Below are 13,238 nucleotides of genomic sequence, written 5' to 3' on the forward strand. Positions count from 1 at the left end.
AACTGCCCTGCGCTATGGTTAGCGCTGTCTGGAACCCAATCCTTGCGATAAGACTGGATGTTCCGGGCTTTGAAGTGTCCTAAAGGCAGTCCCCGTAATAAAAGGAAACCCGCAGCGATGGCGTACTACCGCACCCCTCATGACGTTACCGCGCTGCCCGCCTGGCAAGCGCTTGTTCAACATCGCCAAGCCATGCAGGATTTCAGCATGCGCGACGCGTTCAATGCCGATCCTCAGCGTTTTTCCCAGTTCACCTTGAGCAGCTGCGGACTTTTCCTCGATTACTCGAAAAACCTGATCACCAGCGAAACCCGCGACCTGTTGGTGGGCCTGGCCAAGGAAGTCAATCTCAAGGCGGCGATCGACGCGCAGTACGCTGGCGAACCGGTCAACTCCTCCGAGGGCCGCCCTGCCCTGCACACCGCCCTGCGCCGCCCGGTGGGCGACAAGCTGTCGGTCAACGGCGTGAACATCATGCCGGACGTGCACAAGGTGCTGAACCAGATCACTGACCTGGTCGGCCGTATCCACGACGGCCTGTGGCGCGGCTACACCGAGAAGCCGATCACCGACGTGGTGAACATCGGTATCGGTGGCTCATTCCTCGGCCCGGAACTGGTCTCCGAGGCCTTGCTGTCCTACGCCCATAAAGGTGTGCGTTGCCACTACCTGGCGAACATCGACGGCAGCGAGTTCCACGAACTGACCATGAAGCTGCGCGCCGAGACCACGCTGTTTATCGTCTCGTCCAAATCCTTCAACACCCTGGAAACCCTGAAAAACGCCCAGGCCGCCCGCGCCTGGTACCTGGCCCAGGGGGGCTCGGAAGCCGAGCTGTATCGCCACTTCATCGCCGTCTCGAGCAACAATGCCGCGGCCGTGGCTTTCGGTATTCGCGAAGAAAACATCTTCCCAATGTGGGACTGGGTCGGTGGGCGCTACTCGCTGTGGTCTGCCATCGGCTTGCCAATTGCCCTGGCTATCGGCATGTCCAACTTCAAGGAACTGCTGTCGGGTGCCTACACCATGGACCAGCACTTCCTGAACGCGCCGTTCGAAGCCAACATGCCCGTGCTGCTGGGCTTGCTGGGGGTGTGGTACGGCAACTTCTGGGGTGCGCAGAGCCATGCGATCCTGCCGTACGACCATTACCTGCGTAACATCACCAAGCATTTGCAGCAGTTGGACATGGAATCCAATGGCAAGAGCGTGCGCCAGGACGGCACGCCAGTGTCCACCGATACCGGCCCGGTGATCTGGGGCGGCGTAGGCTGCAACGGCCAGCACGCTTACCACCAGTTGCTGCACCAAGGGACTCAACTGATCCCGGCCGACTTCATCGTGCCGATCGTCAGCTTCAACCCGGTCTCTGATCATCACCAGTGGCTGTACGCCAACTGCCTGTCCCAAAGCCAGGCGCTGATGCTCGGTAAGACCCGCAGCGAGGCCGAAACCGAGCTGCGTGAGAAGGGCCTGCCGGAAGCCGAAGTACAGAAGCTGGCACCGCACAAGGTGATCCCGGGTAACCGTCCGAGCAACACCCTGGTGGTCGAGCGCATCAGCCCGCGCCGCCTGGGCGCACTGGTGGCTATGTATGAACACAAGGTGTTCGTGCAGAGCGTGGTGTGGGGCATCAACGCCTTCGACCAATGGGGCGTTGAACTGGGCAAGGAGCTGGGCAAAGGCGTGTACAACCGCCTGACCGGCGCCGAAGAAACCTTGGCCGAAGATGCGTCGACCCAGGGCCTGATCAACTACTTCCGCGGTCGTCACCGCGGCTGAAGCCGTTCATTCAAGGTCAACGTGCGTTTGGACGTTGGCCTTGAACCCTCCCGTCCCAGGGTGCATCTTTATGACTTGTCGCAAAAACAAGAATAAGGAGCGCTCATGTTCGATATCAGCACCTTTCCCACCGCCGATGCCGTCCGCCGGGCTGCGCAACTCAGTCAAGAGGACTACCAGCGCCTCTATCGCCAATCCATCGACCAGCCAGACACCTTCTGGGCCGAACAGGCCAAGGGCTTTCTCGACTGGATAAAACCTTGGCACATCGTCCAACAGTCAGACATCCACACCGGTGCCGCCCAATGGTTTGCCGGCGGTCAATTGAACGTCAGCTACAACTGCATTGACCGGCACCTGGCGCAACGCGCCGATCAGCCGGCCTTCATCTGGGAAGGCGACGATCCGTCAAAATCCTGCACGATTACTTACCGTCAACTGCACCAAAACGTCAGCCGCCTGGCCAATGTGTTGAAAAGCCGTGGCGTGAACAAAGGTGATCGCGTTTGCATCTACATGCCGATGATCCCCGAGGCGGCCTTCGCCATGCTGGCCTGCACGCGAATTGGCGCAGTGCACTCGGTGGTGTTTGGTGGTTTCTCTCCTGACGCCCTGCGCGACCGCATCCTCGACGCTGATTGCCGCACCGTGATCACCGCCGACGAGGGCGTACGCGGTGGCAAGCCCGTGGCGTTGAAACAGAATGTCGACAAAGCCCTGGCCAGTTGCCCGAATGTCAGCACGGTACTGGTGGTGGAGCGCACCGGGGCGAGCGTGAATTGGCACGAGGGCCGCGACCTCAAGTACCAAGCTGCCCTGGACACCGCCAGCGACAACTGCCCACCCGAGCCGATGGACGCTGAAGACCCGCTGTTCATCCTCTATACCTCCGGCAGCACCGGCAAACCCAAAGGCGTGTTGCACACCACCGCTGGCTACCTGCTGCAAGCGGCGATGACCTTCAAGTACGTGCTCGATTACCAAGAAGGCGAAGTGTTCTGGTGCACCGCCGACGTGGGCTGGGTCACCGGCCACAGCTATATCGTCTACGGCCCGCTGGCCAATGGCGCCACCTCGCTGATGTTCGAAGGCGTGCCGAGTTATCCGGACAGTTCGCGCTTCTGGCAGGTCATCGATAAACATCAGGTGAATATTTTCTATACCGCGCCCACCGCCCTGCGCGCCCTGATGCGAGAAGGCCACGGCCCGCTGCAGAGTACATCCCGCGCCAGCCTGCGCCTGCTGGGCAGCGTAGGTGAGCCGATCAACCCGGAAGCCTGGGACTGGTATTTCAACGCCGTCGGCGAACAGCGCTGCCCGATTGTCGATACCTGGTGGCAGACCGAAACCGGCGGCATCATGCTCAGCCCGCTGGTCAGTGCCCAGCGCATCAAACCGGGCTGCGCGACACAGCCCATGTTCGGCGTACAACCGGTGTTGCTTGATGAACAGGGCAAGGAAATCAGCGGCGCCGGCAGCGGTGTACTCGCCATCAAATCAAGCTGGCCGGGGCAGATTCGCAGCGTCTACGGCGACCCGCAGCGCATGATCGACACCTACTTCAAGCCCTACCCCGGCTACTACTTCACCGGGGATGGCGCACGGCGCGATGAAGACGGCGACTACTGGATCACCGGGCGGATCGACGATGTGATCAACGTCTCGGGCCATCGCATCGGCACCGCTGAAGTGGAGAGCGCCCTGGTGCTGCATGATCAGGTCGCCGAAGCCGCCGTGGTGGGCTACCCCCACGACGTCAAGGGCCAGGGTATCTACGCTTTTGTCACCCCCATGAATGGCGTCGAACCCAGCGACGCGTTGAAAAAGCACCTGTTGGAATTGGTCAGCAAGGAGATTGGCAGCTTCGCCAAACCGGAATTGATCCAATGGGCCCCTGCCCTGCCGAAAACCCGCTCCGGCAAGATCATGCGGCGCATCTTGCGCAAAATCGCCTGTAACGAACTGGACAGCCTGGGCGACACCTCGACCCTGGCAGACCCCAGCGTGGTGGACGGTTTGATCGACAAACGCCTCAACCGATAGCGCCAGGATTATCCCCGGCCTGTGCAGGCCGGGGTTAGCTGTTAAACTTCGCGCCCCATTTTTCTTATTCATCTACCAGCAAGGCGCGCTCCATGACTCCCTTGAATCAGGCGCTGCGCGCCGCCCTCGATCACCGCCAAGACCTGATCAACACGCTGCACGCCCAGGGTACGGACTGCTATCGGCTGTTTCACGGCAGCCAGGAAGGCGCCGGCGGCTTGACCATCGACCGCTACGGCCCGCAATTGCTGGTACAAAGCTTCCACCAGTCCCTGGAAACGGCAGACCTGCTGGACCTGCACCAACTGATCAACCAATACATGGGCCTGGAATTGTTGCTGGTGTACAACGACCGTGCCCGCGGCAACTCGCGCATCGACCGCGAAGACACGGTGTACCGTGCGGAGCCTGGCGCCTTGGAAGACCTGGTCGGCCACGAGTGGGGCCTCAACTACCGTGTGCGCGGGCGCCACGCCGGGCAAGACCCACTGCTGTTCCTCGACCTGCGCAACACCCGGGGCTGGGTCAAGGACCACAGCGCCGGCAAAAGCGTGCTGAACCTGTTCGCCTATACCTGCGGTGTAGGTTTGAGCGCGGCAGCGGGCGGCGCACGCGAGGTGTGCAACCTGGACTTTGCCGAGGGCAACCTGGCAGTGGGGCGTGAAAACGGCCAGCTCAACCCGCAGTTGCCGAGCATGGAATTTGTACAGTCCGATTACTTCCCGGCCATTCGCCAACTGGCGGGCCTGCCCATCACCCAGCGGCGCGGGCAGAAGCTGCCGAGCTATCCGCGCCTGGAGCAACGCCAGTACGACCTGGTACTGCTCGATCCTCCCGCCTGGGCCAAGAGCGCCTTCGGCACGGTCGATTTGTTGCGCGACTATCAAAGCCTGTTCAAACCCGCACTGCTGGCCACCGCCGACAATGGCGTGCTGATTTGCTGCAACAACCTGGCAAAGGTCAGCATGGAAGACTGGCGTGAGCAGGTGCTGCGCTGCGCAGAAAAAGCCGGGCGCCCGGTGCGCGAATGGCAGGTTATGACACCTGGAGCCGACTTTCCCTCCAGAGACCAACAACCTCCGCTGAAGACGCTGATCCTGCATTTGTAGGAAGTTTCCCAGCGCCCACGGTTCTTCGGAACCGAATTCCCGTGCCATACTCCAAGGCACTCTCGTTCGACATAGATGGCGTTCACCCATGCCCAAAGGATTGATCCGCGCCGTAGGCGCCTTGTTGACCGCCCTTGCTTTGTACAGCTTGCTGGGCTTTCTGATATTACCCGGCATCGCCCTTCGCATTGCCAACCAACAGTTGGCCAATTACGCCACGGTGCCGTCGCGAATCGAGCGCATCGAACTCAACCCCTTCAGCCTGGAACTGACGCTGTGGGGCCTGAAGATCGGTGAGCCAGGCAAAGAGCAAGTAGGTTTCGAACGCCTCTACGCCAACCTGCAGATCGACAGCCTCTGGACCCGCGCCCTGCACCTGGCCGATGTGCAACTGGACAAGCCCAAGACCGAACTGCTGTTCGACAAGTCCGGCCAACTGAACCTGGCGCAGTTGTTCAAACTGCCACCGAGCGAGCCAACCCCGGACGATCCCGATGCCAAGCCGTTCCCACTGCGTATCGACAGCATCAAGCTGGCGGGCGGTAACCTGCACTTCCAGGACCTGCGCCCCAGCGAGCCCATCGAATTCCTCTACGACGAACTCGACTTCGAGCTGAAAAACCTCAGCACCTTGCCTGACGACAATGCCGACATGACGCTGGTCGCCGCCGGCCCCGAAGGTGGCCAGATCGACTGGAAAGGCAACTTCAGCCTGGTACCGATCACCTCCGAAGGCACCTTGAAGGTGACCGACGGCAAGATGAAAGCCTGGTGGCCGTATGTACGTGACGCCCTGCCACTGGTGCTGGAAGACGGGGTGCTCAACTTCAGCACTGACTACAAATTCAGCCTGGCCAAAGAAACCGAGCTGAACCTGACCAACACCGCCGCCAGCATCGCCCCCTTTGCTATAAAGGCTCCCGATGGCCGGCCACTGGCACGCCTGGAACGCCTGGACGTCAGCGAAACCACGGTAGACCTGGCCAAGCAGCAGGTCATTGTCGGCAAGATCCGCAGCAACAAGCTGGAAACCTGGGCCGCCCGTGAGGCCGATGGTCAACTGGATTGGCAGAAGCTGTTCGCCAGCCAACCGAGCAAACCGGCCAAGACTCCGGAACCAACCGCTGCCGACGCGCCGTCGGCGCAACCGGCGGTCCCGAGCAAGCCGTGGCAAGTGCTGCTCAAGGACGTGCAACTGCGTAACTATCAGGTGCACCTGGCCGACCGCCAGGCTAAACCTGCAGTCGCGCTGGAACTGGGCCCGTTGAATGTCGACGTACAGAACTTCGACAGCCTCAACCAGAGCCCCTTCGCCTTGAAGGTCGACACCGGCCTGGGCAAGCAAGGCAAGATCCAGGCAACCGGCGAAGTTAACCTCAACCCGGTCAGCGCCAAGCTGAAAGTGAACACCCAGGACATCGACCTGCGGGTCGCCCAGGCCTATATCAGCCCGTTTATTCGCCTGGAATTGCGCAGCGGCATGCTCGGCAGCAACCTGGACGTAAACCTCAAAAGCACCGAGCCACTGGCCCTTCAGGTCACCGGCCGCGCCCAGGTTGACCAGTTGCATACCCTGGACACCCTGAAGACCCGCGACTTCCTCAAGTGGCAGCGCCTGGTGCTAGAGGGCGTGAACTACCAGCACGGCCAAAGCCTGTCGATCGACAAGGTCAACCTGTTGCAGCCGTATGCGCGCTTCATGATCAACGAAGATCGCACCACTAACATCGACGACCTGCTGATTCCGCAGCCGGCCGACAGCGGCAGCAAGTCGGCAGCCAAACCTGCCGCTAGTAACGACAAGCCCCTGGGCATTCATATCGGGCAGATCGCGATCAACGACGGTTCGGCCAACTTTGCCGACTTCAGCCTCACCCCCAACTTTGCCACCGCGATTCAACAGCTCAACGGCCAGATTGGCACCATCGACAGTCGCCAGGCCAAACCGGCCAGCGTCGATATCAAGGGCAAGGTGGACCGTTACGCGCCAGTGACGATCAAAGGCAGCGTGAACCCGTTTGATCCGATGGCCGCGCTGGACATCGCCACCAGCTTCAAGCGTGTCGAGCTCACCAACCTGACGCCTTACTCAGGTAAATTCGCAGGCTTCCGCATCCGCAAGGGCCGCCTGAATCTCGATCTGCACTACGTGATCACCAAAGGCCAATTGAAGGCTGAAAACAAAGTGGTGGTCGAGCAACTGCAGTTGGGTGAAAAAGTCGACAGCTCTGATGCCGTCGACTTACCGATTCGCCTGGCCGTCGCCCTGCTCAAGGACTCCGACGGCAAGATCTCCATCGAACTGCCGGTAAGCGGCGACCTGAACAACCCGCAATTCAGCGTGATGCCGATTGTGTGGCAAACCCTGCGCAACCTAGTGGTGCGCGCGGCAACCGCGCCCTTCAAGTTCATTGGCGGGCTGGTCACTGGTGGCGGCTCTGAAGACTTGGGCAATGTGTCGTTCGCCGCTGGCTCCAGTGAACTGAACAAAGACACCGAAGGCGCTCTGAACACCCTGGCCAAGGCGCTGAAAGAGCGCCCTGCCCTGCGCCTGGAAATTGAAGGCACAGCCGCCGCCAGCAGCGACGGGCCGTTCCTGGCCGCACAGCGACTGGAACGTGAATACCAATACAACTATTACAAGATCCTCCAGCGCCGTGGCGACAAAGTGCCAGCCCAGGCCTCGTTGCTTGAGGTACCGGAGAAGGAAAAAGCACCATTGCTGGAAGGCATCTACCGCACCCGCCTCAAACAGCAACCCCCGGCCGAATGGAAAGACCTGGGCAGCGATGAGCGCTCGGCGAAGCTCAAGGACGGTGTGATCAAGTTCTGGAGTGGCAGTGACGTGCTACTGCGCCAGTTGGGGCAGGACCGAGCCAGCACGATCAAGGATTACCTGGTGGAAAAGGGCCAGTTGGAAGATGACCGCGTGTACTTCATCGATGCGCAGCTGGGGCAGGCCGAGAAAGATGGCCGAGTGATCACTCCAATGCACCTGGACGCTGAGTAACTTCTAAGCACCGCCCATCCTAATGTGGGAGCTGGCTTGCCTGCGATAGCATCACCTCGGTGCAACTGAATGACCGAGGTGCCAGCATCGCAGGCAAGCCAGCTCCCACATTTTTTTGGCCTGATCATTCTGTTTCAGCCTGAAATAGAACAGGCCCCGACACAAGTGCCGGGGCCTGTAATGACCACATCCGTGTGGCCGGTCGCATGAACTCCAGAGGTGCGTCAGGTGGATATCTAACTCACCCTAAGCCGCCGCTATTCAGTTCAAACGAAACGTCAGCGTTACTCTGCTTTCAGGCCGTCGGCCGATACAGCTTTAACGCCTTTGATTTTCTTGGTGATCGCTACAGCCGTTTCTTTCTGCGAAGCGGTCACAGCGGTAGGCGACGACAGGGATACAACACCTTTGTTGGTTTCAACCTTGATGTCGGTGCCAGGAATGCCTTTTTCAGTTACCAAGTCAGCCTTCACTTTGGTAGTGATCCAGGTATCGCTGGTGGTCTCTTTAGCGTCGTGGGCAGCGCCTTTGGTTTTGTCGATGCCGTCAGCTTTGGTAGCGCCGCCAGCCAGCAGGCCGTCAGCAGAAACAGCAGTCACACCTTTGATTTTCTTGGTGATCCCTACAGCCATTTCTTTCTGCGAATCCGAGATAGCTACGTCGGAGGACAGGGAAACCACACCTTTGTTGGTCTCAACCTTGATGTCCGAACCTGGAATGCCTTTTTCGGTCAGCAGGTCAGCTTTGACTTTAGTGGTGATCCAAGTATCCGAAACGCTTTCCTTAGCCTTGGTCGCTTCACCCGCCGCCAAAGTCATAGGGGCTTGGGAAGTCTGAGCAAAGGCTACGTTAGCACCCATGGCCAGGGTCAGAGCGGTAGCAGTAGCGAGAGCGAACTTCTTCATACGAGTAACTCCTGTTTTATTAAAAGTCTGCAGGCGTAAACCTTCATGCTGCAGCGCTACCAGGGATATTGCAGGCAGTGTGCCAACTCGCCGAACGGATTAAATTCCTTAATAAACAACGAGTTATGAAATCTATGAATTTTCGAAATCGTGCAACTTGCATGAAGCCCGTCGTGCCTGCATGCAAGTTGCGGCTTTTGGGCGACGCTAAACAGCTGATTCTGCTTCATTTTCTCGCGCCCATAAAAAAAGGACTCCGAGGAGTCCTTTTTTCAGCGTGAAGCCTGCGGGTGATTAAACGCCCGAAGCCTTGGCTGCTGCTACGTCCTTGATGGACAGCTTGATACGGCCGCGGTTGTCCACGTCCAGTACCAGCACTTCCACTTCCTGGCCTTCTTTCAGAATGTCGGTCACTTTCTCAACACGAGCATCGCTCAGCATGGAGATGTGAACCAGACCGTCTTTGCCCGGGAGGATGTTGACGAACGCGCCGAAGTCGACGATGCGCTCAACCTTACCAACGTAGATCTTGCCGATCTCGGCCTCAGCGGTGATACCCAAGACGCGCTGGCGTGCTGCTTCAGCCGCTTCCTTGGTTTCGCCGAAGATCTTGATCGAACCGTCGTCTTCGATGTCGATCGAAGCCTTGGTTTCTTCACAGATCGCACGGATGGTCGCGCCGCCTTTACCGATGACATCACGGATTTTGTCGGTGTCGATTTTCATCGCGATCATGGTCGGAGCATTTTCCGACAGTTCGGTGCGGGACTGACCAATGATCTGGTTCATCTGGCCGAGGATGTTCAGGCGCGCTTCCAGGGCTTGGCCCAGGGCGATTTCCATGATCTCTTCGGTGATGCCTTTGATCTTGATGTCCATCTGCAGCGCGGTCACACCTTTGGCGGTACCGGCTACTTTGAAGTCCATGTCGCCCAGGTGGTCTTCGTCACCCAGGATGTCGGTCAGGATGGCGAACTTCTCGCCTTCTTTAACCAGGCCCATGGCGATACCGGCAACCGGTGCCTTCATTGGCACACCGGCGTCCATCAGAGCCAGGGAAGCACCGCAGACCGAAGCCATGGAGCTGGAACCGTTGGACTCGGTGATTTCCGATACAACACGGATGGTGTACGGGAACACGTCAGCGGCAGGCAGCATGGCCTGAACCGAACGACGGGCCAGACGGCCGTGACCGATTTCGCGACGACCTGCACCGCCCATACGACCACACTCGCCCACCGAGAACGGAGGGAAGTTGTAGTGCAGCATGAAGGGGTCTTTTTTCTCGCCTTCCAGGGTGTCCAGCAGTTGTGCGTCACGGGCAGTACCCAGGGTCGCAACGACCAAGGCCTGGGTTTCGCCACGGGTGAACAGCGCCGAACCGTGAGTTTTCGGCAGAACGCCGACTTCGATGTTCAGCGGACGCACGGTGCGGGTGTCGCGACCGTCGATACGTGGCTTGCCGTTAACGATGTTTTCGCGAACGGTGCGGTATTCGATCTCACCGAAAGCAGCTTTGACTTCGCTGGAGGAAGGCTGGCCTTCTTCACCGGACAGCTTGGCCACGACCTGGTCCTTCAGCTCACCCAGGCGAGCATAACGGTCGGCCTTGACGGTGATGGTGTAGGCGTCGGAGATGGCAGCGCCGAACTCGGAGCGGATAGCGCCCAGCAATTCGGTGGCTTCCGGGGCAGCAGCCCAGGTCCAGGTCGGCTTGGCAGCTTCGGCAGCCAATTCTTTAACCGCGTTGATCACAACCTGGAACTCGTCGTGAGCAAACAGTACGGCACCCAGCATCTGGTCTTCGGTCAGCTCTTTGGCTTCCGATTCAACCATCAATACGGCTTCGGACGTACCGGCAACGACCATGTCCAGGCTCGAGGCTTTCTGTTGCTCGTAAGTCGGGTTCAACAGGTAGCCGGTGCTTTCGTGGAACGCAACGCGGGCAGCGCCGATCGGGCCATCGAAAGGAATACCGGAGATGGCCAGGGCAGCCGAGGTACCGATCATCGCAGCGATGTCCGGATCGGTCTTCTTGCTGGTGGAAACGACGGTGCAGACAACCTGCACTTCGTTCATGAAGCCTTCTGGGAACAGCGGACGGATCGGACGGTCGATCAGTCGGGAAGTCAGGGTTTCTTTCTCGGAAGGACGGCCTTCGCGCTTGAAGAAACCGCCAGGGATCTTACCGGCAGCGTAAGTCTTTTCCTGGTAGTGAACGGACAGAGGGAAGAAGCCCTTGCTCGGGTCAGCGGTCTTGGCGCCAACAACGGTCACCAGTACGGTCACGTCGTCGTCAACGGTAACCAGCACTGCGCCGGAGGCTTGACGGGCGATACGGCCTGTCTCGAGGGTAACGGTCGACTGACCGAACTGGAATTTTTTGATAACCGGGTTCACGGTGTCCTACCTTCTTTGTGGCTCTTGGGGGAACTTGTCTTCTTGCGAAATTCTTGGGCAATGCCGGGAATCGGCCCGACGCTCGTCCAGGGTAAAACGTGTATCCAGATAAAACTTGAGGCTGGGAGCCTACCACGGGCCACCGGGAATCCCGATGACACGCGGCAGACAACCAACCTCTAGCGCAATCGCTTATTAGCGACGCAGACCCAGGCGACCGATCAGAGTCTGATAACGACCCAGATCCTTGCCTTTCAGGTAGTCCAGCAGCTTACGGCGCTGGTTTACCATGCGGATCAGACCACGACGGGAGTGGTGGTCTTTACCGTTGGCCTTGAAGTGACCTTGCAGTTTGTTGATGTTGTGGGTCAGCAGTGCAACTTGCACTTCTGGCGAACCAGTGTCACCAACAGCTTGCTGATAGTCAGCTACGATTTGTGCTTTTTCTTGAACGTCGAGAGCCATGAGGCAATCCTTTTTTCAGGAAACCACCCAAAGGGCAGTTTCAACAGGCCAGGGACAAATCCCTGTATCTAAAAATGAGTGTTGACCATGCCTGTTAACAGCCACACTCGTTCGGTCATTCTGACCGAATCAGCCGACGCGGCGCGATGCGCCCGTCTTCGCTCACTTCACCGATACCGATAAAGCGACCGTTATGATCCTGTACTCGCACCATGCCGAACTTCGGGGCATCCGGGGCGCGTACCGGCTGGCCGTTGAGCCAGTAGAACGCGCTGTGCTCCGAAAAGTGCAGCAATGGCCAATCGAGCAAACCGCTGTCCGATGGCATCAGGAAGCGATCAACCGCTTCATTGCCGCCCTCGGCGTGCACCGCTTCCAACTCTTCCAGCGTGACCGTCTGGGCCAAGGTGAAAGGTCCGGCCTGGGTGCGTCGCAGTTCTGCAACGTACGCGCCACAGCCAAGTTGCTCACCAATATCTTCCACCAGGGTACGGATATAGGTGCCTTTGCTGCAGTCCACGGCCAAACGGGCAGTGTCGCCTTCACAAGCGAGCAATTCCAAGCGCGCAATAGTAACAGAACGCGGTTCGCGCTCCACTACTTCGCCCGCACGTGCCAGCTTGTAAAGTGGCTGGCCATCGCGCTTGAGTGCCGAGTACATCGGCGGTATCTGACTGATTTGCCCACGAAAAGCGGGTAAGGCAGCTTCGATATCCGCACGACCAACGGTCACGTCGCGAACCTGCAAAACATCACCTTCGGCATCCGCCGTGGTGGTGGTCTTGCCCAGTTGCATCAGGGTTTCGTAACCCTTGTCGGAATCAAGCAGGTATTGCGAAAACTTGGTGGCCTCGCCAAAGCACAGCGGCAATACACCGGTGGCCAATGGATCAAGGCTGCCGGTATGCCCGGCCTTCTCGGCATTGAGCAGCCAGCGCACCTTCTGCAACGCGGCATTGGAGGTAAAGCCAATGGGTTTGTCGAGCAGAATGATGCCACTGACGTTGCGACGGATACGTTTGACCTGAGCCACCGCTTACTCCTTGGCGTCTTCAGGTGTGGACGGATGCTGGCTGTCTTCAGCCACGGCGCGTTCGATCAGTGCCGACAGGTGCGCGCCACGCACGACGCTTTCGTCGTAGTGGAAGTGCAACTGCGGAACGCTGCGCAGCTTCATTTCACGGGCCAACTGCATCCGCAGGAAACCTGCGGCGGAGTTGAGCACCTTGATGCTTTGCGCGATTTCTTCGCTGTTGTCCTGCCCCATCACGGTGATGAAGATCTTGGCGTGACCCACGTCACGGCTCACTTCAACAGCGGTAATGGTGACCAGGCCAACGCGTGGGTCTTTGACTTCGCGGCGGATCAGTTGGGCCAGCTCACGCTGCATCTGATCGCCGATACGCTGGGTACGGCTGTATTCTTTTGCCATGTCTTGTTACCTGTTACTGCCACACGGTGAAACCCGTGGGGTCTGAAAGCGGCAAACGCCCGGCCTGACAAAAGCCAGACCGGGCGTTGCGT

The 13,238-nt window shown here is 59.0% G+C and carries 9 protein-coding genes; 4 read left to right on the forward strand and 5 right to left on the reverse strand.

Annotated elements, in window-relative coordinates:
• Positions 1-117: 117 nt before the first annotated feature.
• The 4 genes from pgi to APH41_RS05905 all read left to right on the forward strand — a co-directional run bounded on the left by pgi (position 118) and on the right by APH41_RS05905 (position 7,944).
• Entirely contained in the window at positions 118-1,782 is a 1,665-nt protein-coding gene (gene pgi / locus APH41_RS05890) for a glucose-6-phosphate isomerase (RefSeq protein ID WP_054917966.1), read from the forward strand.
• Positions 1,783-1,887: 105 nt separating this feature from the next.
• Entirely contained in the window at positions 1,888-3,825 is a 1,938-nt protein-coding gene (gene acs, locus APH41_RS05895) for an acetate--CoA ligase (protein ID WP_054917969.1), read from the forward strand.
• A 92-nt stretch (positions 3,826-3,917) separates the two neighbouring features.
• A complete protein-coding gene (locus tag APH41_RS05900) occupies positions 3,918-4,934 on the forward strand; it encodes a class I SAM-dependent rRNA methyltransferase (protein ID WP_054917971.1) in 1,017 nt (338 codons plus the stop codon).
• An 88-nt stretch (positions 4,935-5,022) separates the two neighbouring features.
• Entirely contained in the window at positions 5,023-7,944 is a 2,922-nt protein-coding gene (locus tag APH41_RS05905; protein ID WP_054917974.1) for a DUF748 domain-containing protein, read from the forward strand.
• A 284-nt stretch (positions 7,945-8,228) separates the two neighbouring features.
• Here the strand turns inward: APH41_RS05905 and APH41_RS05910 are convergent, their stop codons facing one another.
• From APH41_RS05910 to rbfA, 5 genes are all read right to left on the reverse strand, one after another.
• On the reverse strand, positions 8,229-8,849 hold the full coding sequence (locus APH41_RS05910; RefSeq protein ID WP_054898021.1) for a BON domain-containing protein: 621 nt from the start codon (positions 8,847-8,849) through the stop codon (positions 8,229-8,231).
• A 294-nt stretch (positions 8,850-9,143) separates the two neighbouring features.
• A complete protein-coding gene (pnp, locus tag APH41_RS05915; RefSeq protein ID WP_003194180.1) occupies positions 9,144-11,249 on the reverse strand; it encodes a polyribonucleotide nucleotidyltransferase in 2,106 nt (701 codons plus the stop codon).
• A gap of 195 nt (positions 11,250-11,444) precedes the next feature.
• Entirely contained in the window at positions 11,445-11,714 is a 270-nt protein-coding gene (gene rpsO / locus APH41_RS05920) for a 30S ribosomal protein S15 (RefSeq protein ID WP_003177875.1), read from the reverse strand.
• A gap of 115 nt (positions 11,715-11,829) precedes the next feature.
• Positions 11,830-12,747 carry a tRNA pseudouridine(55) synthase TruB gene (truB, locus tag APH41_RS05925; protein ID WP_003176136.1) on the reverse strand — a complete coding sequence of 306 codons (918 nt, stop codon included), beginning with the start codon at positions 12,745-12,747 and terminating at the stop codon, positions 11,830-11,832.
• Between the two features lie 3 nt (positions 12,748-12,750).
• Positions 12,751-13,146 (reverse strand): 30S ribosome-binding factor RbfA, encoded by a 396-nt coding sequence (gene rbfA, locus APH41_RS05930; protein WP_003176137.1) that lies wholly within the window; start codon positions 13,144-13,146, stop codon positions 12,751-12,753.
• Positions 13,147-13,238: the final 92 nt, after the last annotated feature.

The sequence above is a fragment of the Pseudomonas sp. NBRC 111138 genome (genome assembly GCF_001320835.1).
Taxonomy (GTDB): domain Bacteria; phylum Pseudomonadota; class Gammaproteobacteria; order Pseudomonadales; family Pseudomonadaceae; genus Aquipseudomonas; species Aquipseudomonas paracarnis.